Source organism: Clostridium sp. TF11-13AC, assembly GCF_003481065.1.
Classification (GTDB): Bacteria; Bacillota; Clostridia; order Lachnospirales; family Lachnospiraceae; genus Otoolea; species Otoolea fessa.
Map to the genome: position 1 here is coordinate 1 of NZ_QUKJ01000003.1, position 21030 is coordinate 21030.

Below are 21030 nucleotides of genomic sequence, written 5' to 3' on the forward strand. Positions count from 1 at the left end.
TTTTTCAGAAAATCTATAACCAGCTTTTTTTATAAAAGGCTGCGGGCTGGCGTTTTTCCCTTACTCCCTATAAACCACAAAAGAGCAGAATGGACGGACTTTCCGGCAAGAACTTTTCCGGCGGCTCGGTCTTTCCCGACAATAAGGCGTTTCGGAAGCTGCGTTTTGCCCGCTGTCTGAAAAAAATGGCAGCCTTTTTTGGTTTCACTGTCTAATACGGAACTTTTGGAAATTTGCCAAAAATGGACGCAAAAAAAGCAGCAAATCTTTTTCGGATTTACTGCTTCATGTGCCGCTGCGGTGCGGCGGGATGGATATTCAGTTGAAATAAAAGAGGATGGTGGTACTTTAGTCTATCGACTCTTTACTAACTATTAGGTAATCTTGAAAGATTTTCCTTGAATTTATCTAAAGAATGTTCATTGTTTCCCGCAAAAATAAGTGGAATTGTATATTCATATGATATGCCATTTTCATAGTCCGATAATTGTATTTTTATAGTATCATCCCTCTCATCTTTAGGTGCTATATATATGAATGAATTTTTATTTATATCAGATATTTTCCCTTTTTCAGAAGAAACAGTATAACCCCAGTCTGTTAAATTTGTCTTTATTGTAACTTCTGTTTCTGTTTCTTTTCTAGTCTGCAATGCTGTTTTATCGATTTGGATATCAAAAGGAGTCGAACCTAACAATTCACTGTTTATATTTACAAGTTCTTCTCCATTTGTTTTAGAAATATTAGATTCATCTTCATAATTTTGTTGAGATTCATCTTTTGGTGTTTCTCTGTTACATCCTAATAAAAAGCATAAAATAATTAGTACTAATACAGAAAGTTGTTTTTTTTGCATTTATTTCTCCTTTCATATTATCAAAGAAAGCACTGAGAGTACTTTCAAGAAATTTTGAAATATTCTCAACGCTTTCTATTTTTTGATTATAAACTTGCCGGTAATGATACTATGTTAATTTATCTCTTTCGCGTAACCTTTGTTGCAATATACACATGCACCATTCACCCATTTGTGAGACATTTCAATCGTCTCAACTTCATAAATGCTTACTTCTCCACAAATTAAACATTGTTTGTAATTATATACATGACGTGTCGCACATTTATCCCAGTCATCATATATACCAGGCATTTCATCTTCATATCCATAGTACTGGGGAGAACCCCAACTATGAGTATGAGCGGCAAATACAGTCATTGGAGCAGCTACAATTCCAGCTACTACTGAAAGTGCTAAAATAGATTTTCTTAAATTCATAAGTTCCTCCCTTTCCTTAAAAATACATAGCTCTTTGTTACATTGTCATTTTAACATAATAATTGGTAAAATGCAATAATTTATTTTCTATTTACGAGAAAATACTGTGCATATTATCTTATTTAGGAATAGTTAAGGCGGCTACCTAAATCTTTTTATTACTTTACCGCACATGAGCATTCGCGCCCGGATTGTCGTTGCCGTAGCCCTCCATCAGATTGATTACGCCCCAGATACCAAGCCCGGCTCCAAGTGCTACAACAAGGGTCTGCAAAACGTCTACTGCGCTATTGAAAAATGCCATAAATATATCCTTTCTGCCGCGTCTGCGGCTGTCCGGCAAGCGGACAAAAGGCGGTCAGCATATGCCGCCGCACAAAAAAACCGCCCTCTGATAAAGGCGGCTGTCCCCGCGCTGCGTAAGTTCTGCGGCGCGGCGGTATTCAGTTGTAGGGGGTGCGGCTCCTGCCGCTGTGTACTGCGCCGGAAAGTGGGGGCGCGTATCATGTAGCCGGTATGGATAGATGTGATTGCTTCAATCGCTCCTTTCTGTGTCCCGCTGTGCTGCCGGACGTTTTTTTCAGACTTGCGGGAAGTGAATAGCTTGCGTAGCAAGGTGTTCGCTTCCTGCAAGTTCACAAAGGGGTAGCTGCCGCAAGGCAGCGTAGGGGAAGTGTAGCTTCCCCTGTCCCCCGGCGGTCTGCCATGCTGTCACTGTTGCGGGATAAGCCCCGGCGCGTGACATACTCCGTTGCAAAACGGCGGTGTTCCGCTTCCTTTTCCCGCCAATACTCCCATAATGCAGCGTCGGCGGCTTCCGCAACATTCATTAAAAACCGTTCAAGCTGCTTTTGTTTTTCCTCTGCGCTACGTTTCCTCATGGTCTGCGTCCTCCTGTAAGTCTGCCGCGTCAATCTCGTAATAGTCAAAAACCTCGTCGGGCTTGACAATGGCGGGGCGGCGTCTTAGGTGCTTTTCCATGTCAAAGGCGTTCTTCGGGTCTGCGTCGGACAGGTACTTGTATTTCGGGTGCTTCGTTATGTCGAATTTATCCGAAAAGAACGGGCGCACCCCGCGTAGCTGCAAGATACATTTCCCTCCGTCCATGACTGCGATTTCATCTTCCGTCATAAGCTGCTTTCCCAATTTCTGATAGTTCAGCCCATGCGAAAGCTCCCGCCCCCTTGTTTCGGAAGTGTTGAAGCTGTCTATCGTTTCCTTGCCTAAAATCTCCGATATTTCTTTGAGCGTCGTTTTTTCCTTGCCGCCCAAGAAAAGCGTGGTGTCGCAGTTGCCGACTATGGTATCGGCGTTGTCCTTGTAGATTGCCTTTAGTTGTGACTGGCTCTGCAAGATGATTGACGCGGAGATTTCCCGGCTCCGTATGGTGGCTATGAGCTTTTCAAACTTCGGTATCTGCCCGAATAGCGATAGGTAAGCCTCTGGCGTTTCCACCTCGGGCTTTTCCCCCGCTCCACACCGTGCGTGATAGTTTCCCATCACACGGCGTTCCACCGACTAAGATTACTTTTTAGTGCCTATATAGTCCTCGAATTGTATTTCCTCCAACTCTCTGTGTTTTCGGAGTTTATTGATTTTATCTTTCATTTCTTCGGTCAACTGTAAGTCTTTAAGCAACTTTCCAATTTTTACAGGATTCGTTGCTCCAACCAGTTCTGACACCTCTTTTGACAGGATAATCAAATTCCTGTAAGTGTCGTTTCGCTCTCCCTTACATGGTTTGATATGCACACATACCATATCTGATATTGACAGAGCATTGTGCGTTACCGCACATTTGCCTTTTTGTGCGATATATCTCGAAAGAGCGTTGTCTGCCATCTCCAACGTAGGGTAGAGATGTGCATTTTCCATCATGTATTTCATAACATCGTAGCTGATACAGTTTTCGATGTCTGAATACTTCCTCACATATTTATTGACTTCACGCCTTTTATATTTGGGGTATTCATAAGCCACATATCCAACAGGGATAATCATTCTTCCCTTTATCCATCGGAACTGCTTAGACTTTCCATACTTTTCCTGAATAAACTTGCTGGTTATCTCGCCTTGACGTTCTATGGGGTAACAGCGGTTATTATGATTCATGCCGTTACTTTTTCCCGTTACTTTAAAGGCGATTTCCGCAAAGTCTGCTGATACCATAGTTGCCATACAGTAATAGTTGTGCATTCCCATAACCATTGCATTATAAAGACTTATATTTCGGTCTATCTCGCTTTGTTTGCTCGGATTCTTTATGTCTTTCCAAACGTCACTTAGCTTTTTAATGACCTTTGCTTTACTCTTGTCTGCCATGTGGGAACGTATTACCCACTTACTGCCTTTTGGTACAACCTTAAATTTGATACCGAGGAAAGTAGTGTAATTCTTCCGCAAGTTTGTGATACCCGACTTTTCTCCACTGGTCTGTAAATGCAGATTTTCTGCCAACCAGAGTTTTGTGGCACACATTACCTTTTTCGCCGTTGCATAATCCCGACAGAATAGCTTAAAATCATCTGCATACCTTACGATATACATTTCTTTCAAATCGGTTTTTGCTCTCAGCTTATTCCATTTCTGCGTTCTGTCTACTGTGAGGACGTTTCCCTCTTTATCAGTCTTGTTAAACTCTAAACCTGTTTTACCCTCTTTGATTTTGAACATTTCCCACTGACTGGCAATCCACCAGTCCAGTTCATTCAATACAACATTTGCAAGAAGTGGGGATAGAATCCCCCCTGTGGTGTACCCGTTTCGGGAGTGATTATAATGTCATTGAACAGGATTTCCGCTTTCAGCATCTGCTTGATTATCATAATCAGCTTTCTGTCCTGTATGCCGATTCCCCACAACTGCCGAATCAACTTACTGTGGTCGATATTATCAAAGAAGCCAACAATGTCTACATCTACTACAAAGTGCAGATTCTGCAACTGTGCCATTTTATAGCATTGTGCGATTGCATTCTGCGTTGACCGATATGGTCTGAAACCATTGTTCCGCTCATGAAATTTCGCTTCACAAATCGGCTCCAGTATCTGTAAGATACACTGTTGTATCAGTCTGTCCCAAATACTCGGAATCCCTAATGGGCGGGTTTTTCCGTTGTCTTTCGGGATTTCAACTCGTCTAACCTTTTTTGGCTGATAATAGTTCAACTTATTTCTGACGGTTTTAATGACCGATTCGATGGGCAGTGACTGTATCGCTACAATCGTTTTCCCATCTGTGCCGGGAGTTTTGCTCCCACTGTTTTTACAGATATTTCGATATGCAAGTATGATATTCTGCTCTGACACAATCAACGGCATGAGCCTGTCAAATGTCTTTCCATTCTGGCTGTCCTCAAATAATCGGTAGCCTGTTTCTTTAGCGTCATACCTTTCTGCATTTCGCTCTGCTTTGTTTACAATTCGTTTTGCCATAGTAACCAGCTCCTTATCAGAGAATGATTTTTTCTTAGTCGCACCACGACAGCTATGAAAATCTCCATTTTGGTGATTACTATATAGGCATGAAAGAAAATCTTAGTATCGGCTTGAGGCTATCCCTCCACCGCTTATTGTTACGGCTTCACAGGTACTGTGCCTCTACTCTCACAGCCACTAATGCACTTATTATAGAAAGGCTCTTTCAATCCCTTTCCTTTTCGATACAACTACGGTACTTTTTCCGCTGATACAGTCAGCTCCCGTATTGGCTGCTTTCCACGTTCCGCATAACTTAGGATTGTTGCCACTTAGGTCGTTCCTTTAGCCCTGCAAGCATTATCTTCGAGCGAATCCATCAAGATACCTGTGTCCTGTAAACACAGAGGGCATTTCATACTAACAACTTTTACTTTGCCCCGCTTGCGTACCCATTGGTACACTTGCATTTCTGCAAGCCATTCGTTTAGAGCCGTACATTCGGAATCTTTGTCAGACCGCCTTTTTGGTCATTCTAACCATATGGCAACCCCACCCGCACTGTCACACACAACCCGTACCTCTACGAATCTTTCCTCGCCATTAAGCGTTAGGGTGTGCTTCGCACGACTTCCCCGAGCTTATAACCCCAACCGTCTGTATTCGGCTGACGCTATTCGGAGTATTAGTGAATCCCCTTCAGGGCGTTACCCCGTCATTTGAGATTTCAGTTATGCAGTTCTCTAAAACCACATTTATTTAATTGTTTGTGACTTTAGGCTACGCTTTTGTCGGTTATTCCCACCGTTTTAGGCGTAGAACGTGTCACACTATTCGCAAATTCATCAAGTAAGCACCGTACATGGACGGGAAGCCGCCCGCCGTATTCATCATCTGCCTTGTCGCACAAGAGGTTGAATAGCTGTGTGTAGAGGATACTCACGACAAAGTTAAAGGTGTCGTCGGTGTCGCTGATAATGACGAAAAGGGCGGTCTTTCTGTCGCCTATGGTGTCAAGCTCCATTTCGTCGGTTTCCATCAGTTCCCGCAGCTCCTTAATGTCGAATGGGGCTAACCTCGCGCCGCATGAGATAAGTATGCTTTTTGCGGTCTTGCCCGCCGCCAGTTTGTATTTTTTGTACTGCTTGACTGCAAAATGTTCCGGGTCTTTTTCTTCCAGACGTTCAAACATGAGGTCAACCGGGTTCTGGAAATCCTCGTCGTCCTCGCGGGCTTCCGACGCATTTATCATTTCAAGCAGCGTCGTGAAGTTCTTCTCGTCCTCCGGGGCTTCATACCAGATGTAGCCGATTAGCGCGGTGTAGTAGAGCTTTTCCGCTTTCACCCAGAAATCCTCGCCGGATTTTTCCCCGTCGCCTTTGGTGTTGGCGATAATGGTATTGACTAACTTCAAAATGTCCTTTTCGCTCCGCAGATAGGCAAAGGGATTGTATTTCATGGATTTTTTGAAGTTAATCGTATTTAGCACTTTGATACGGTATTTGTACCGCTGTAACATTTTCCCGGTTTCCAAAATCAGTGTTCCTTTCGGGTCAGTGACGATATACGACGTTGGAAAATCCTTTGACGTACATTGCATGAGCGACGGTTTCACAAAGAACCGGGTCTTGCCGCTGCCGGAACCGCCGATTACAAGGATATTTTTGTTTCTTGCGTATTTCGGCTGCTTCGGGCGGCTGTTCATGGTAAGCCGTTCCGTCTGCGTTAAGGGGATATTGTTCTCAAATACCGGGTCTGTGTACGGCTTTATGTCGTCAGCCCCGCCCCAACGCGCCGAACCGTATTCTGTCCCGCGGCGGTATTTCTTCGCGTTCTTGCCTTTGGTGTAGATAATCAGCCGGACAATGACCGCCCCCGCAATGCCTAAAGCTAAATCTGCCGGGTGGAAGCTCGGCGCGATACTGGAAAAGGCGGCGGTAAAACCGTCCCCAAGATGTAGCAGCTTTGCGCTTGCGTCCGCGCCGGGGGATAGACGGACAGCCGCGCCCACTTTATCAAAGAGCCAGACAAAGAGCAGATACGGGAGATTTAGGATAAGCAGCTTCTTGATTTCCGGCTTCATAGCGATACCTCCCTGTCTTTGTTCTTGACTTTCGCACGTTCCGCGTTCTTGCCCTGTGTGGCTTCTTTAAGGGTTGAGAGCAGCTTTCGGATAGAGGGCTTTTTCTCCTGTGTCAGCTTCTTTGCGGAAAACTCCTTAAAGGCTGCGGTCAGCACGTCCGCGTCCCGCCCCTTGAAGAAAACCAGATAGCGGGGCGGGCTTTCCGTCGCGTCCTTTTTCAGCGCAAAGTCGATACCGTACTTTTTCGCCGTACCCTCAAAGGCTTTGATATTGCCCTCGGTAATCTCAATGTTGGAAACGCCCGCGTTCTGCTTCATAAGCTGCTTTAAGCTCTGCTTTCCCTGTGGCGGTTTTGCAAGCTGCTTTTTGCCCTTTGACAGTATGGCTTTCATTGCCTTTTGGAGCGTCTGGGCGGTCAGCTTCCCGGTCTTGATGTAAAGGGCTATGGTCTTTTCGTTTACTTCGTCCTGCAATTTGTCGCGTCCTCCTTTCGCGTTTCTTTATGGGGCGGCGGTCAGATACGCACCCGCAGCCCGTTCAAGTCCTCGGCTCTGATACCCACAAGATACCAGTTGTCGCCGTACTCAATCCGGGTCGGCTTCCACTTGCCCCGCACGAATACGTCAAAGCACTCGCCGCAATGCAAGCCCCCGTAGTAGCTGTTTAAGTCAAAGCGGATGTCGTAACGGTCGGTGCGCTCGTCAAATACCAATGCTCCTGTCATTTTCTGTGCCATAATAAAATCCTCCTTTTGTGGTTGTGGGTGGTTACAGGCTTTCGCCCTCGTTGCATGAATAATAGTCCGGGTCGCCGTACTGCGGCTTTTTCGGTGACAGTGCGCCGCTTGCCATGTCATGGGCGACAAGGGAAGTGTAATAATTGCCGATAGTGGACGGGGCGTTGAAAAGGGCTGCTTTCAGATATTGCTTGATGTTGCGGATTTTCGTTGTGTTCTCCCGCATACAGTCAAGCACAAAGCGGATATGCTCGCCGTCCAGTTTCATAAACTTAGATTTCACAAGCTCTGCCGGGTAGTCGTCCCCCGCAATCCGCACCCGCTTTCTGGCGGTGCATACGGTTTCAAGCATGAGGTCTACAATCTCGTCAAGCCTGTCACTGTCAAACTTCATGTCCTGTTTGAGAATGTGGTAGTCGATATTGTCCTTGATGATTTCCCGGTATATATCAACTGCGCTCTGTGCTGTCGCTTCCGTTCCTTTCCGTTCCGGCGGAGTAGCCGCTTCTCTGCAAGGAGAGGGGTTAGGGGAAAGGATAGGAATGGAATGGGTACTTTGTTCATCAGTAATTATTTTTTCTTTTTTTGGTAAGTCAGTTCTTTGTATATCTTTATTTAATTGCGTTGGATTTTCCAACGTAGGTTTTTCCAATGTTGGTTTTTCCTGCGTTGGATTATCCAATGTTGGATTTTCCAATGTAGGTAAATCCGGCGTAGGCGGCTGCGGCTGCTCGAATATCACATAGTCCGCGCCCCGCAAGCGTCCTTTCTCGTCGCGCTCCCTTGACCGGACGATATACCCGGCGCGTTCAAGCTCCTTAATGGCTTCGCGGATAGCGTCTATCTTCTCCCGGTTGATAAGGGATAAGCCTTTCAAGGTGTAGTCCCAATCTTCGGGGAGTGACAGCATTTGCGACAACAGCCCCTTTGCCTTTAGGGAAAGCTCCTTGTTGCGTAGGTGGTGGTTGCTCATTACGGTGTAGCCCTTGTTCCGTTCCACTCTGAAAACTGCCATAGTTCATAGCTCCTTTGCTTTGGATTTGTTACGCAGTAGAAGCGCGGTTTCGGGGGATAAGGTATAAATCCCTTTCCGCGCCAGATACGCGCCCGCAAAACCGCTTGTAGCAAGGCTTTTTCTGCCCCTACTGCGTAACAAGGGCATGAAAAAAGCGGCGTTCCTGTTCTCCCGTATAGAGAGTAAGAAACGCCGCTTCTGCGTCGTATTCAGTTTTTAGTACAATACCCTGCTTGTCCGTCGCTCGAAAAACCTTGATTTTCCAGTGTTTTCAAAAGTATCGTTATCTAACGTCAGCTTTTGTACGCCCTTTCCGCCAAAACGCGACTTGTCGCCGTCGCGCAGCTCCAGAGCCTCAAATTCACCTGTCGATGCACCGCTCGGTGCCGCGCCGCGTCCTATGCTTCCGTCTGATAGATAAACTTCCGCCTCCACTGTTGGATTTCCTCTCGAATCAACAATCTCCCGTCCAATCACCTTTTCAATTTCCAGATGTTTCATAGCCTGTCCCTTTCCGCCGCGTGGGCTTATGTGATTTCTATTTTTGTCTAACCCGAAATCAGGAAACTTTCTGCTTTTTATTATCGGCGTTTTTCTGTTTTCTATTCATAGTCTCCACGGGGCTTCTCTGCCCCACGTCCGGCAGGGCAACCGTGCCCACGCTTCTTTCTTTCACATTCATAATCAGCATCTGCAGGCGGTTTTCCAGATTGGCAAAGCTCACATCCGGATCGTAGTCAAGCGGCAGGATCTGGGCGTCCGGGTACATTTCCCGCATTTTTTTTACGATGCCGCGTCCTACCACATGGTTTGGCAGACAGCCAAATGGCTGTAAAATCACAAATGCCCGGCAGCCGTGCGCCGCATGGTGCAGGATCTCACCCGGAATCAGCACGCCCTCGCCCGCATCAAAGGTGTGCGGGATGATCGGGTCACTTTCCTTTACCAGTTCCGGCAGGCGGCAGACAGGCGTATAGAGCGGATGCTGTTTCGCTATCCGATCCGCTGCCGCGTGCGCAGCGTCAAATACCCGGTTCGCCACATGGTACCAGTTTTTCTTGACAAACGGCTTTTTCAGATGATACGTCCGAATCTGCTCATCCTGGCAGAAATACGTTTTCCGGATAACATCCGTCATCCGCGCCTCGATAATCTCAAATCCATTTTTCTCCAGGTAGCGCTCAATCTCATGATTCGCGCCCGGATGGAAATTGAGGAGATACTCGCCGACGATCAGGACGCGCGGGCGCGGCTGGCTCCGGTCATATTCGATCGCATTCATCCGCTGGATCGCCTTTTTAAAGCCTCGCAGAGCGCCTGAAAGCCCATGCCGCTCCAGACCATCCACGACGAAATCCATCGCCTCGCCAAATGCCTGATCGCTGCTTCCAGAAACTTTCTCATACGGGCGGATCTTGCGAAGCAGCTCTTCCAGAATATCGATCATCGGAAGCGCTCCCGCCAGACGGATCGACGACACAAGGTTCATCCGGAAGCCCGGATGCAGATCATGATAATCGACGTCATCGTTCGTCAGAATCGCCACCTCCGGGTAGCCGGCGTCGTTAAGCGCCTTGCGAAGCAGCGCACTGTAATGGGTCAGGCGGCAGTCACCGATGTATTTTCCCATACCGATCGCCGTCTCAGATGGCACATACTGACCACTCCGAAGTGCTGCCAGCGCCTCGCCGATGACAATCTGCGCCGGGAAACAGATATCGTTGTGGACATACTGCTTTCCGAGGCGGATCGCCTCTTCCCTGCCGACCGCCAGCGGAACTGCCCGGATTCCCTGTGTCTTCAACGCCGCCGACATAATCCGGCAGAACGCGTGGGAGGTGTTCGGGACCAGAACCGTGCGCTTCTTGCGGTCTTCCACCTCAAATTTAACCGGATATGGATCCGAAAGTTCGTGAACCTGCCAGGATTTTTGAATGTCTGGTCCCAGCGCAGCCGTCCCGCATTCATTTCCGCCGCCCGCATTCTCCTGTCGGCTTGTTCCAGGCTGGTTTTGCAGCCTCTCCGCCATCTCCCGCTTCTTCCGCCGCATGTTGATCGTCTCCAGGAAGGAACGCACCCTGATCCGCAGCGGTCCCTGTACCTCGCTCTCGTCAAGTTTCAGGATCAGCGGTGATTTTCCGGAGATTTCCCGCATCATACGCTGGATCTCATCCGACAAATATGCGTCATGCCCGCATCCAAAGCTTACAAACTGGACATATTCCAGATTCTGGCTCTGTGCCGCCAGAACCGCGGACGCCAGCATCCGCGCATGGTAATTGTTTACGACATCCAGACGGCTGTGGCTTAAATCCACATTTTCAATGCCCGGAACAGAATCTGCCGTCAGAACCGGAACGCCGAACTCGGTCAAAAGCTCCGGCAGGCTGTGGTTGACAAGCGCATCATTCTGATACGGTCTTGACGCCAGCACCACCGCATAGCGCCCCTCTTTTTCCACCTCTTCCAGAACCTTCGCTCCCGCCTCTTTCAGGCGGCTCCCAAACTGCCGCATCGCATCATTTCCTGCAAGAACCGCCTTTTTCGTTTCCGACGGCTGGATGGAAAATGTCTGTTCCATATATGTAATAAGCTGACGTTCTTTATCTTCCTCCCTGTACCAGTAAAATAACGGTGCATCAAACGGAATGCCCCACTGTTTCTCCGGAGAATCCGAGTTGCGGATCACAAGCGGATATCCCTTCACGACTGCACACATGGACTCGCTCGTTGATTCCGTATTTTCCGATCCAATCGCCGCAATCGACGGCATAAAAATACGATCCACTTTCTTCTTTACCAGATCGCGGATATGCCCGTGCACCAGTTTTGCCGGAAAGCAGACGGTATCTGAAGTTACCGCGCTTAAGCCTTCCTCAAACATCTTGTGCGTGCTCGGGGATGAAATCTGAATCTCAAAGCCCAAAAAACGCCAGAACGTCGTCCAGAACGGCATCGTATCCCAGAAAGCAAGGACGCGCGGCAGACCGATGGTTATATTTCGCCGCACAGTATCAGACACAGCATTCGGCACAAGACCAGTCTTAGCGGCTGCCCGCTCTGAATGACTTTTTGCAGACGATGCATCCCCTTCTTCCGCTTGATCCAGATAATCTGCAAACAGGAGTTCTTCCCGCAATTTATAGAGATTTGGCACTTTATTCCGGGTTTCTGACGCTATTTTCAGTCGCTCGCGCACCTTCACATCCTTCGGATCGCCAAGAATCTCGCCCCGCTCACAACGGTTGTTCGTGATCCATGAGGTTCCATTCGAAAACCGCACCACCGCACGCTGACAATGGTTCATACAGAACGGACACGGCACATTCGCCTCCTGCTGCCAGGTCAGGGACTCCATTTGATCCAAACCAATAAAATGCGGCTGTTTCCGGCTCTGTGCTTCTTCCTTCGCTAAAAGCGCCGCACCGATCGCCCCCATAATGCCCGGATACGGCGCCCGGATCACCGGGCGGCCGACATACTGTTCCAGCGCACAGAGAACCGCATCATTTTCAAACGTTCCGCCCTGTACGACAATCCTCTTTCCCAGAGAATCCAGGTTCGACACACGGATAACCTTTGTAAATACATTTTCAATGATCGAACGGCACAGCCCCGCCATGATGTCCTCCGGCAGCTTTCCATTTCTCTGCTCCGTCACGATACTGCTCGTCATAAAGACGGTACAGCGGCTTCCGAGCGCAGCCGGATGCTGCGAAGAAAATGCCTTTTCAGCAATCTCCCGCGCCGGAATATGCAGGGAGGATGCAAAATTTTCCAAAAACGACCCACAGCCGGATGAGCAGGCTTCATTCACGACAATATTTGTGATAACGCCATTGTCCAGCCAGATTGCCTTCATATCCTGACCGCCGATGTCCAGAAGAAACGTCGCATCCGGCGTGTATTTTGCCGCCGCACGCGCATGTGCCACCGTCTCAACCGCGTGTGTCTCGGCCGAAAATGCACGTGAAAACAGCATTTCTCCATAACCGGTCGTCCCGGCTGCCAAAATCTCCAGCCGCACGCCGTGGGACGCATACTTTTCCCGCATCGCAATCAATGCTTTCTTTGCCACCGTCAGCGGATCGCCTTGATTCGGCGCATAAAAGGAATCCAGAAGTTCCTCATTCTCATCTAACAGGACAAATTTTGTCGTCGTACTGCCCGAATCAATACCCAGATATGCCCGCAGCGTACTGCCTGACTGCGGATATACTGTTTTTCGTTCCGGACGTCTGTGTCTCTCCTGAAATTCCGTCTGCGCCGCCTGATCGGCAAAAAATGGACGGGAACGGAACGTGCCCTCCGCCATCTCATCGCCATTTCCGGCTTCACTTTGTTTCTTTGCTTCCTCGCGCGCCGCACGCACCTTCTCGATCCGATCTAACAGTCCGTCTGCCGTGGCGAGCGCCTCTTCCTTCGAAAAAAGCTTCACTGCCGCACGCGCCGCACCGCAGGCAATCAGAAGTTCCGGCCGGTCCGGACTTAAAATTTCCTCCGGACGAAGGTCCAGACGTTCAGCAAACACGCGCACCAGCGTCCGGTTAAAGGTCAGCGGACCGCCCTCAAAGACGACCGGCTTCTCGATCGAAAGTCCCTGTGCCAGACCGCCGATCGTCTGTTTGGCAATCGCATGGAAGGAGGAAAGCGCCAAATCTGATTTTTTAACCCCCTGATTTAAAAGAGGCTGGATGTCGGTCTTGGCGTACACGCCGCACCGTCCGGATATATCATATACGGTTGTTCCCTGTGCCGCCAGCGCGTCAAATTCCTCAACCGGCGTCTTAAGAAGAGAAGCAATCTCATCCACAAACGCACCTGTACCGCCAGCACAGCTGCCGTTCATCCGCATATCTGCGACCTGCAGCTCGCCCGTCCGTTTATCCCTCTGGAAAAAGATAATCTTCGCATCCTGTCCACCCAGCTCGATCGCCGTTCCGATTTCCCCGTACATGGCTTTCAAGGCGATCGAGTTCGCCACTACCTCCTGTACATAAGGGATCTCCAGCTCTTCCGAGAGGTGCTTTGCGCCCGAACCGGTCATCGCCATCAGAAATGACCGCCCCGCAAGCGTCTCTTTCACCAATTTTACAGCTCTCGACACACTCTGAAGCTGATCCGAGTGATGGCGTGTATAGTCCGAAAACAGGACTTTCCCCGTTGCCGCCTCCATCACTGCCACCTTCGTCGTCGTTGAGCCAACGTCAATTCCGACGAGAATCTGTTCCTGTCCGTTTTGTCCCTTCTGTTCCATTCTGTATCTTCTAACTCCTTTATCCCAGATGTCTGAAAACTTGTGCGGTCATTCTATCCGACACAAACAGCCTGCGCCCTGTCATCTCTTTTCTCTTCATCTTAACAACTTCTTAGCATCCGCCAAAACATGAAGAAGAGGCATACGGTTTTTCCCCGCACACCTCTTTACCGTATGGATCTGTACGCATCTGCCTTCCAGCATTCTGTACAGCCATAAATATGCTACATTCTAACAAATTTAAAATAAAAAGTCAATTCCCGGGAATTTCAAAGGTGCCGTAAGAAAACGTGGTGGCAGCAGGAATTTGCCGTATTGAAATGCGAAGCCTCGGCAAATCCCGTTACTGGGCACGTATACGTGAACGTAACACAGTAACCTATCATCTGCCTGTTAGCGCATCAGCCCTGCGTAGAGCTCCGTCGGCACATATGCCTCCACGTAAATGCCATCTTCCCGGTACTCTTCTTTTAAAAGCTGACCGTATTTACGGATCGTCTGGATGCGTCCGGCTTCCTGGTAGGAAAATACCTTTTCCAGATAAATCTTGCGGTTTCGCAGAATCATTTCCAGAATATCCTTCAGCTCATCCAGCCCCGCGCCCGTCTTCGCGGAAATCTGCACCTGATAATCAGAATGCAGATCTTTCAGCGTCTCCGGCTGCTCCACCTGATCCATCTTGTTAAAGACTGTTACCACCGTCTTATCGCCAATCTCCAGCTGACGCAACGTATCATATACGACATACATCTGCGTGTCCATCTGCGGATTCGACGCATCGACCACATGGAGGACAATATCGCTATAACGTGCCTCCTCCAGCGTACTCTTGAACGCCTCGATCAGATGGTGCGGCAGTTTGCGGATGAATCCGACCGTATCTGTCAGCAGGATCTCCTGTCCGCTCGCCAGCTTTAATCCACGCGTCGTCGGATCCAGCGTCGCAAACAGTTTATCCTGTGCCAGGATTCCTGCACCCGTCAGGGTGTTTAAAAGCGTTGACTTACCGGCATTCGTGTAGCCGACGATCGCCGCCGACAGCGTATATTTCCGGTCGCGCTGTTTTCTCGTCACCTCGCGGTGGCGTTTGACATCTTCCAGTTCCGACTTTAGCTGCCCGATCCGCTCATGAATCAGACGGCGGTCCATCTCCAGCTTCTTTTCACCCGGTCCTCTCGTACCGATACCGCCGCCCAGACGGGACAGGGAACTGCGCAGACCGACCAGGCGCGCTGCGCGGTAACGCAGCTGTGCCAGCTCAACCTGGATTTTTCCCTCGCTCGTCGTCGCATGCGCCGCGAAAATATCGAGAATGACCATCGTCCGGTCCATTACCTTCGTATCCAGCGCCGATTCCAGATTGCGAAGCTGTGCCGGGGACAGTTCATCGTCGCAGATCACGCCGGTTGCGCCCATTTCCCAGACCATCTCCCGCAGTTCCCCGATCTTTCCACTGCCCAGATAGGTGCCTGGATGAATCTTCTCCCGGTTCTGCACCAGACGCCCGATCGCCGTCGCCCCGGCAGTATCCGCCAGTTCTTCCAGCTCATCCAGGGACGCCTCCGTATCATCTTCATCTGAGGTGCTGACCGCCACCAGAATGACGCGCTCCTCCAGTTCTTTCATATCGAACAATTCTGCCATATTACCTCCAACATTTACCGGCTTTCCAGAAAACGGATTTCCTTCTGCACCTCCGGCGTGTCCGCACCGGCTGCCTGACACTCCTTAAACTCTTCCAGCGCCTTCGCAAAATCGCCCTCTTTCTCATAGAGAACCGCAATATTCTGCCGGATTACCAGCGCCGTCTCACTGTCTGCCAGCGAAAGCGCCTCCTCATAATGGGACATCGCGCTCTCATAATCGCCAGCCTCCATTTCACTGATCGCAAGCTGATTATAAATCTCCGGTCCCGATACGCCGCGCTCGATCGCCTGATTGCAGTACTGGGCTGCGAGTTCACTGTCCCCGGCATCCCGCGCCGCCGATGCAAGCGCCGTAAACGCCAGACTCACCCCCGGAGCCGCGGCGCTGCTTTTTTTGCTGTTCTTCGCCTTTTCCTCCGCTGCCGCAAAATCCTTTTCGGCGTCCTCCGCCTGTCCGTCTGCTGCCTCCGAAGCCGCTTTATAATAGAGGTATTCCGCTTTTCCTCCATCCACCTCCGCCAGAATTCCATAGGTCTGCGCTGCCGCCTTATAATCCGCCAGTTTGTATTCTGCCTCGCCGCGATATTTTAAAACATCCAGTTCAAAAGAATTGACGATCCCATCGCTCTCATCCAGCGCTTTTCCAAACGAATCGATCGCATCCTGATAATTACCTGCATTTAACTGCTCGATTCCGGTCATACGCGCTTCTTTCGCTTCCTTCGATTCAGCGCCGCAGCCGGAAAGGATGCCCAGTGAAAGCACCGCTGCTGCCAGAAAAAGACTTGTTTTTTTTCGTTTTAACCTCTTTATCTGCTTCATTTTTACCAAACCTTTTTATTAATTCTTTCCCGTACTTCCGATGCCGCCGCGATCTTCATTGTCAAGCTTCTCCGTCTCCTCAAATATGATCTTCGGCTGATGCTCCATGATGCGGAACTGACAGATGCGGTCATTGACATGGATCACTGTATCACGCAGCGCATATGCCGGAAAATGCCACTGATCGTTGTCTCCACAGTAACTCTCATCGATCACACCCATATGATTGGTCTGGATGATGCCGAAATTTTTAAAGGTACTGCTACGCGGAACTACATGCGCCTCATAGCCCTTCGGCAGCTCCATCGCCACGCCAAGCGGAATCAGGGCAAAATCACCCTTTTTCAGCACCACCTCACGCGCCGCACGCAGGTCGATCCAGTCAGATTTGCCGTCAATGTAGGCGAGGCGGTCAATGGCGTCTGTGAAATATTTGATCTTTATGTTCATGCTGTTCATATCTGTATGAAATCCTTTCTTATGTCACATTTTATCCGGTAATGGCTGCCTTGCAAGTTTGTTTTTCACAAAGCACCTCCCCGAAAAATATTTTTCAACTTTCCAGTTTCTCTATAATACCACACGCGCGCGTTTTCCGAAAGTATTAATTCGTGCAGGCACGGACTTTCGCTCGTTGCACGCGAAAAATCCCGGCGGCCTGGAAATCCAGAACCGCCGGGAAGGAAATAGGTTGGAGCTACTTCAATATCAGAATATTTTAAATGGATACTTTGCTGAACCAGCCGTCAAATTATAAGAGGTTCATGAAAGTAGTCAGTACCATGGAGTTAAAGAAGTCTACGAATAAGCTTCCTACTAACGGTACGATGAAGAATGCACGCGGAGCCGGACCATAGCGCTCTACCAGTGCTCTCATGTTTGCCATTGCGTTCGGGGTTGCGCCCATACCGAAACCACAGAATGCGGTGGTCATTGCAGCTGCCTCGTAATCACGGCCCATGATGTTGAATACAAGGAAGTTTGCATACAGGAACATAACAACCGTCTGAACTAACAGGATAACAATCATCGGAAGCGCCAGAGCTGCTAACTGCCACAGCTTCAGGCTCATCATTGCCATCGCTAAGAACAGGTTCAAGGACAGACCGCCCAGTGCGTCAACTTCTTCCATCGGAAGATCTTTGTGCTGTACATCCCAGATGTTACGGATAGCGGCTGCTGCCAGCATCGCACCGATGTAAGTCGGGAATGTAAGACCAATGCTCTTAAAGAACGCGAAAATGAAGGTACCAACACCGATTGCAACTGCAAGGAATACAGCCGCGGTGGTGAATTTCTGACCGTCGATCGGCGATGCTACTTCGTCAACTGCATTGCCTTCCTCGGCTGCGGTTGATTTCAGATGGTGTTTCTCAACACGGGCACGGGCGATAGGACCACCCATCATACTGCCGGATACCAGACCATATGTAGCGGATGCCAAGGCAACTGTAGTTGCGCCTACAACTGCGTATTCCTGCTCCAGAAGCGGTCCGAAGGAACCACTCGTTCCGTGACCTCCAACTAACGGCATAGAACCCATACATAAGCCGAGAAGCGGATTCAGACCAAACGCTGCTGCCAGACCGCTGCCGACTGCATCCTGCACGATACAGATACCAACTGCCAGCGCCAGGAACATAAATACCTGAACGCCGCCCTTCTTTAACAGACGGAAGCAGGCGGTAAAACCGACGCTGCAGAAGAAGATCGTCATAAATACGCTCTGTAAGGTTGTATCAAAGGAAAGCTCCAGAACTCCTGTTGCATACAACGCCAGATGAGCGAATGCAAATACGACACCGCCCGCAACCGGAGCCGGTATACAATACTTGCTCAGGAAGGGCAGCTTTTGTACAAGCAATCTTCCCAGACAGTAGACCAGTGCGCCAAGAGCACACGCCTGATACATATCAAGCTCAAGTGTCAACATAAACAATTCCCCCTTTTGTTTTGCTGGCTTCTTTCATTTATGTAGCGATTTGAAAGAGCTGCTTGTTTGTTTGTGTTGACCTCATTTTCCACGTTGGCTACAAAAAGTTACAAGAAAATACAGAAATATGATGTTAAGAATCTGTTAATGTCAGAATTGAATGAATATTGTTAAGAAAACGTTAATATTTCATTTCCTTCTCTGCCTCTTCCGGCAGTTTCCCCTCAAACTTCAGCTCTTCCTCCGCCTCCATGCGGAACTCGTCGATTCGTCCCGGTGCCGGTTCCGGCAGTTCTTTCGTCGATCCGACTCCAAACCGGCGCAAAAATTCCTCCGTCGTCGCAAACAATGCCGGACGTCCCGGCACATCCAAACGCCCTACCTCGTAAACGAGATTGTACTCAATCAGTTTATTGACCGCGTGATCCGATTTAACCCCGCGGATCTTTTCAATCTCAAGCTTCGTGATCGGCTGTTTATAAGCAATGATCGAGAGTGTCTCAAGCACAACATCCGTTAAAATCTGCTTCTTCGGCGTCGCTGCCACCCGGATCAGATTCTCATAATATTCCGCGCGGGTCGCCATCTGCCAACTGTCCTCCAGCTGCGTGATCTGCATGCCCCGCTTTTCTGCCTCATAACGGCTCTGTAATCGTCTGACCGCCGCTTCCGCGCGCTCTGTATCCGTCCCGAGCGCCGCCGCAAGCTGGCGCAGCTCAACCGATTTTCCCATTGTAAAGAGAACCGATTCCACGATGGCTTCCTCGCGTTTTTCATCTAATTCTGGCATACTCTTCTCCTTCCTCCGTCGAAAGTTCCAGCTCTGCCTCGCCTTCCGTTTCATCCACATCCACCGTATCGAGCTGCATCTCATCAAACAATTTTTCCTGCACCAGATGAATCCGTCCCATCTTCATCAGCTCCAGCACTGCCAGAAACGCCACGACTATCTCCAGGCGATCGGATTCCCTCTCCAGCACATCGCTGAATTTAAAATGACGGTGTTCCCGCGCATAAGAAAGCACCGACCTTACCTTCTGCTCCAGGCTGATCGGTTCCCTGCGGATCGTACTGAACCGGCTTCGCACCGGGTCAAGCTTATTGGCATTCCGCTTCATGACCGCGTCAAACACTTTCTGCAGCTTTGCCAGCGTCAGACCATCCAGAAGCTTGTCCAGATCCAGCGGTTCTTCATATTTCGCCACCTCCCGGGGAATCGTCGGTTCCTTAAAAAAGAGAAGCTCTGCCTCCTGCTCCCGCTCTTCCAGCTCCTGCGCCATATATTTATACATCTTATATTCCAACAGCCGGCGCACCAGCTCGGCGCGCGGATCTTCCTCGTCTTCTTCCTCTTCTTTTTCCACCTTCGGAAGGAGCATCCGCGATTTGATGTCCAGAAGCGTCGCCGCCATCACCAGAAAATCGCTGACCACATCCAGATCCTCATGATCCATCTGATTAACATATTCCAGATACTGCTCCGTAATCAGGACGATCGGAATATCGTAGATACTTACTTTATTCTTTTCAATCAGATGAAGCAACAGGTCCAACGGTCCTTCAAAATTATCTAATTTATAGGAAATTTCCATTCTTTCCGAACTCCTTCTTTTAGCCAGCTTTTTCTACAATCATATACCAAATTCCGTATACATCCACCTGTGCCGAAGAGTTATTCCTGCTGCCACCACGTTTTCTTACGGCACTTTCGGTTCCAAAAGTGCCTACCCGTGTACAATAACCAGAATCTCTCTATTGTTTTCCCCGCAACGTCACACAAACCAGCTCTGGCCGGTCATTCAGCCGCACATTGATCGAATGCGTCCCAAGCCCCCGGCTGACGATCATCGTCTTTCCGTCCGCATCAAACCGTCCGGCGCACCATGGCAGGAAAAACTGGTACTGCGGCGTCATCACGCCTCCCAGCCCCGGGATCCGGATGGTTCCGCCGTGGAAATGTCCGCAAAGCGTCAGATCCGCGCCCCATTTCCGGCAGGTCTCAAAAAAGAGGGGAGAATGAAATAATAATATCTCATACATTTCATGTCCGGCTTCCCGCTCCTTTTCCGCCAAGTCAGGAAAAAACGATTCTTTCATCTGTTGAAAACACGTCTTCTCTGCCGCAGTTCCAACCCGCTCTGAAAGCTCTTCCATCGGCAGTTCCGGCACCGTGAAATGATGCTTATAATATATCTCCCGCAAATTGCACCCAGTCACCCGGATCCACGGATTGATCTCCTCGCTCCGATCCGACAAATAATGAACCCCCAGACGTTTTAATTCCATCTGGAACCGATCATACAAATCTCCGTACACATCCCGCTCCCGATTCATCCGCTCCTCATGATTTCCGTTCGCATAGTAAACCGGCACAAAGGAGGTCAATTTTTCCAGAAGCGATACCGTGACGGTTAAATCACCTTTTCCCTTACAGACCATCATATCGCCGCCGATCAGCACCGCATCCGGCTTGAATGTGCGGATCGCCGCCACCAGCGGCTCATTGTCCGTTCCATACACATTATCATGCAGATCCGACAAAAATACGCAGCGGAACGCAGCGCCATCCGGCAGCTTCGGACTCTCTATCTCATACTGGTCGGTCACAAAATGTTTTTTTTCATATTCCGAGCGGAGCAAAAGCCCCACTGTCACGGCTGCCAGTGCCGCCGCACATGCTGTGATTGCGATCATTTTGTTTCCTCCCATGTCCCATTTTCCAATTGGCTGCCGGCTGATTTTTGCTGCTGTCCGCATCACTGCCATCCTTATGCCCTGCAGACCCGAATCATTTCTATCCTGTTATCATACGGGAAACCGGTGTTTTCGTCAAGACAGGCAAATCC

16 protein-coding genes and 4 pseudogenes are annotated in these 21030 nt (G+C 49.4%); all 20 read right to left on the bottom strand.

The window, feature by feature from the left end; genetic code table 11:
* Positions 1-367 precede the first annotated feature (367 nt).
* Complete coding sequence (locus tag DXD12_RS07425) at positions 368-856, bottom strand: hypothetical protein (RefSeq protein ID WP_002569239.1); 489 nt, start codon at positions 854-856, stop codon at positions 368-370.
* 114 nt (positions 857-970) lie between these two features.
* The gene (locus tag DXD12_RS07430) at positions 971-1276 is read right to left on the bottom strand and encodes a hypothetical protein (RefSeq protein WP_002569240.1); all 306 of its coding nucleotides are present in this window, start codon (positions 1274-1276) and stop codon (positions 971-973) included.
* 175 nt (positions 1277-1451) lie between these two features.
* A pseudogene (locus DXD12_RS07435) lies at positions 1452-1580 on the bottom strand (Maff2 family protein); the annotation flags it as partial.
* A 331-nt stretch (positions 1581-1911) separates the two neighbouring features.
* Positions 1912-2157 carry a hypothetical protein gene (locus tag DXD12_RS07440; protein ID WP_118637983.1) on the bottom strand — a complete coding sequence of 82 codons (246 nt, stop codon included), beginning with the start codon at positions 2155-2157 and terminating at the stop codon, positions 1912-1914.
* Positions 2144-2698, bottom strand: a pseudogene (locus tag DXD12_RS07445) (TraG/TraD/VirD4 family protein); the annotation flags it as partial. The pseudogene DXD12_RS07445 and the gene DXD12_RS07440, both read right to left, overlap by 14 nt.
* A 102-nt stretch (positions 2699-2800) precedes the next feature.
* Positions 2801-3988, bottom strand: a complete 1188-nt coding sequence (locus DXD12_RS15640; RefSeq protein ID WP_243097876.1) for a hypothetical protein — start codon at positions 3986-3988, stop codon at positions 2801-2803.
* On the bottom strand, positions 3985-4710 hold the full coding sequence (locus tag DXD12_RS15425; protein WP_201885414.1) for a reverse transcriptase domain-containing protein: 726 nt from the start codon (positions 4708-4710) through the stop codon (positions 3985-3987). The genes DXD12_RS15640 and DXD12_RS15425 overlap by 4 nt, the downstream gene beginning before the upstream one ends.
* 814 nt (positions 4711-5524) lie before the next feature.
* Positions 5525-6775, bottom strand: a pseudogene (locus tag DXD12_RS07455) (type IV secretory system conjugative DNA transfer family protein); the annotation flags it as partial.
* Complete coding sequence (locus tag DXD12_RS07460; protein ID WP_055214164.1) at positions 6772-7248, bottom strand: PcfB family protein; 477 nt, start codon at positions 7246-7248, stop codon at positions 6772-6774. The gene DXD12_RS07460 and the pseudogene DXD12_RS07455, both read right to left, overlap by 4 nt.
* Before the next feature lie 41 nt (positions 7249-7289).
* A complete protein-coding gene (locus tag DXD12_RS07465; RefSeq protein WP_002569164.1) occupies positions 7290-7511 on the bottom strand; it encodes a DUF5348 domain-containing protein in 222 nt (73 codons plus the stop codon).
* Positions 7512-7542: 31 nt separating this feature from the next.
* Complete coding sequence (locus DXD12_RS07470; protein ID WP_055214162.1) at positions 7543-8526, bottom strand: DUF6017 domain-containing protein; 984 nt, start codon at positions 8524-8526, stop codon at positions 7543-7545.
* A 303-nt stretch (positions 8527-8829) separates the two neighbouring features.
* Positions 8830-9027 (bottom strand): annotated as a pseudogene (gene eno / locus DXD12_RS07475) (phosphopyruvate hydratase); the annotation flags it as partial.
* 58 nt (positions 9028-9085) lie between these two features.
* Positions 9086-13783, bottom strand: coding sequence for an acyl-CoA dehydratase activase (locus DXD12_RS07480; protein WP_118637987.1), 4698 nt, complete (start codon positions 13781-13783; stop codon positions 9086-9088).
* Positions 13784-14176: 393 nt separating this feature from the next.
* Positions 14177-15427, bottom strand: a complete 1251-nt coding sequence (hflX, locus tag DXD12_RS07485; RefSeq protein WP_118472464.1) for a GTPase HflX — start codon at positions 15425-15427, stop codon at positions 14177-14179.
* 14 nt (positions 15428-15441) lie between these two features.
* Positions 15442-16251: a tetratricopeptide repeat protein gene (locus tag DXD12_RS07490; RefSeq protein ID WP_118637988.1), complete on the bottom strand. Its 810-nt coding sequence runs from the start codon at positions 16249-16251 to the stop codon at positions 15442-15444.
* A gap of 18 nt (positions 16252-16269) precedes the next feature.
* Positions 16270-16701 (bottom strand): dUTP diphosphatase, encoded by a 432-nt coding sequence (locus tag DXD12_RS07495; protein ID WP_107001670.1) that lies wholly within the window; start codon positions 16699-16701, stop codon positions 16270-16272.
* 301 nt (positions 16702-17002) lie between these two features.
* Positions 17003-18184, bottom strand: a complete 1182-nt coding sequence (gltS, locus tag DXD12_RS07500) for a sodium/glutamate symporter (protein ID WP_107001574.1) — start codon at positions 18182-18184, stop codon at positions 17003-17005.
* Positions 18185-18365: 181 nt separating this feature from the next.
* Positions 18366-18974 (bottom strand): SMC-Scp complex subunit ScpB, encoded by a 609-nt coding sequence (gene scpB / locus DXD12_RS07505; RefSeq protein WP_118467432.1) that lies wholly within the window; start codon positions 18972-18974, stop codon positions 18366-18368.
* Entirely contained in the window at positions 18958-19776 is an 819-nt protein-coding gene (locus DXD12_RS07510) for a segregation/condensation protein A (protein ID WP_107001576.1), read from the bottom strand. The genes scpB and DXD12_RS07510 overlap by 17 nt, the downstream gene beginning before the upstream one ends.
* Positions 19777-19936: 160 nt before the next feature.
* Positions 19937-20878: a metallophosphoesterase gene (locus DXD12_RS07515; RefSeq protein WP_107001671.1), complete on the bottom strand. Its 942-nt coding sequence runs from the start codon at positions 20876-20878 to the stop codon at positions 19937-19939.
* Positions 20879-21030: the final 152 nt, after the last annotated feature.